At 41.0% G+C, this 1,917-nt stretch carries 4 protein-coding genes and 1 pseudogene; all 5 read right to left on the bottom strand.

The features are described from left to right. Positions 1-201, bottom strand: a pseudogene (locus tag IV71_RS08585) (hypothetical protein); the annotation flags it as partial. Between the two features lie 8 nt (positions 202-209). Next, entirely contained in the window at positions 210-356 is a 147-nt protein-coding gene (locus IV71_RS08590; RefSeq protein ID WP_010017567.1) for an XkdX family protein, read from the bottom strand. Between the two features lie 2 nt (positions 357-358). Next, positions 359-631, bottom strand: coding sequence for a hypothetical protein (locus IV71_RS08595; RefSeq protein ID WP_010017568.1), 273 nt, complete (start codon positions 629-631; stop codon positions 359-361). 12 nt (positions 632-643) lie between these two features. Further along, entirely contained in the window at positions 644-1,087 is a 444-nt protein-coding gene (locus tag IV71_RS08600; RefSeq protein WP_010017569.1) for a hypothetical protein, read from the bottom strand. Positions 1,088-1,097: 10 nt separating this feature from the next. Continuing rightward, positions 1,098-1,832, bottom strand: a complete 735-nt coding sequence (locus tag IV71_RS08605; RefSeq protein ID WP_010017571.1) for a hypothetical protein — start codon at positions 1,830-1,832, stop codon at positions 1,098-1,100. Positions 1,833-1,917 lie beyond the last annotated feature (85 nt).

The following is a 1,917-nucleotide window of genomic DNA, read 5'->3' on the forward strand; positions in this document are numbered from 1 at the left end:
GAAGTCCCAAAGAGAGTTAACTAGTAGCACTACTCCTACTGTGATGTACAGCAGTCCAAAAGGTGCATCATCTAGTAACCCAAGTGCGGGTGGCAACCGAATATCAAGTTGCTGGTAGTGCAACATAACCACAAGACCAACAACAATTTCCTCAACCGCAATGGTTACCCACTGGCGATTTTTCCAAAAATGTCGTTTCATTCTATCTCCTATTCTGTGTATTCTTCACCGGTGATTTCTCGATACTCGTCTTTTGAAATCCAGCCAACCTTGACCGTATTCTTCACACGATCAATCTTCCAAAGCTTTTGTGTGTAAAAATAACGAATTGTTTGTCCTATTTGTGAAAGCTGCATAGTTACATTCCTTTCATTTCTTGGTTCAAAACACGAGCGTACAGGTCTGCAATTTGATTCTGTACATCTTGGACTTGTGGTTGCTTCTTTTGACGCTCTTCCAACTCTGCCAATTTTACTGGGTCACTTTCCCAGGACTGTTTGGTGACATTGAAAACTGGAAAGGGCGTTCCTGCTGGATCAACCGCTGTTGAGTTGCTAGGTTGCTCTTCTGCATAAACAGCACCAGACAACAGCTCAAAAGTTTGAGGGTTATATTTAAAATACCACTTCATTTTGTTCCTCCCTTAATTCCGATAATCATCATTTGTCATCCAACTTCCTTGGATTTCTAACATCGTTTTTGAATTGTATTCCGTATCAGTCGCCATTAGAGCACCATTCAAATCGATTGTGGCTTGTGTTGTTTTAAAGTCGTTAATAACATTAACAACCGTTTTCTCAATCGGCCGATACCCTGCAGGCACCATGAAGCCACCCATATAACCCCAAGGTGATGTATACATATTCTTGTATTCAACAGCAACATACATCAACACCAAGGGTCCAAAACGCCAAAAAATGGCGGGCCCAAAATCCATCTGCACAACTTCTCTTGTGCTCTTACCGCTTAATCGTCCATCAACTGTCAAATCATGAAAAACTTGGTCTCGCTTAGGGTCGGCTAACTCGTTAAAGTTGCTATCAATTGCTTCTGGGCCGTTTTCCATACCCTTAAAAATCTTCTTCATCTTATTTCTCCTACTCCAGCTTAAATTTCAAAGACTTGATGCCTTCAACTAAGTACCAGCTATTATCGTGTTGTTCTAACTCACCCGACATCTTGTAATCAAGCGGAAGAATAACCTTGATAGTGTTAGCATCTGAATAGACCACATTACTGGCTACCGATACTGGATTAGTGCCACCGAATAGTCCTTCTGGTTCTGTACCCAGACCATTAGGTGCGGTCCCAATTCCCCACTCATAGCTAAATACGAATACTGTTGGCATTCGGTTCAAATTGTGCTTAATCGTCACTTCAAACCCTTGAGGAACGTACTTAGCAAGCAATGTCTCGATATTTTCAAAACGATTATCCAAAACTTCAAATTTTCCATAAGTCTGACTATTGCGAGCATCAATGACTTCACTATCTTTAGTCGCTCCACTTAATACTCCAGTAAAACGAGTTTCAAGGTCAGTCTGTCTTTTTTCTACCTGTGATTGACGATTAGCGTTTTGATCAATCAATTCCTTGTTACTGTGCCATTTCGTACTTAACCACTCAACAAAAAGAGCTAATGCCTCTCGGACATCGACTCCCCATTGTTTTTCACGTAGCCACTTGGCTAGTGTTTGACTATTTTTATCAACTACACCGTTCTTAATGTCATTGGCGAACTCGTTTTCACTTGGAATATGAGTTGGGTCACGGTACTGGTCACCATTACCGGCTTGTGGCTTGATATCCACAAAGCCTTTATCATCTGCCATAAATTATTCCTTTCTTAAGTATTGATTCTTGAAGCGGTCAGAGTAATTTTTGCTCATATCAACGTTTCCGTTAATGCCACTAACC

Origin of the sequence: Fructobacillus fructosus KCTC 3544, assembly GCF_001438695.1 — a bacterium.
Lineage (GTDB): Bacteria > Bacillota > Bacilli > Lactobacillales > Lactobacillaceae > Fructobacillus > Fructobacillus fructosus.

What these genes read in the sequence shown, in the direction of transcription:
- IV71_RS08590 (WP_010017567.1), bottom strand. Translation starts at nt 356, where the DNA reads ATGCAGCTTTCACAAATAGGACAAACAATTCGTTATTTTTACACACAA.
- IV71_RS08595 (WP_010017568.1), bottom strand. Translation starts at nt 631, where the DNA reads ATGAAGTGGTATTTTAAATATAACCCTCAAACTTTTGAGCTGTTGTCT.
- IV71_RS08600 (WP_010017569.1), bottom strand. Translation starts at nt 1,087, where the DNA reads ATGAAGAAGATTTTTAAGGGTATGGAAAACGGCCCAGAAGCAATTGAT.
- IV71_RS08605 (WP_010017571.1), bottom strand. Translation starts at nt 1,832, where the DNA reads ATGGCAGATGATAAAGGCTTTGTGGATATCAAGCCACAAGCCGGTAAT.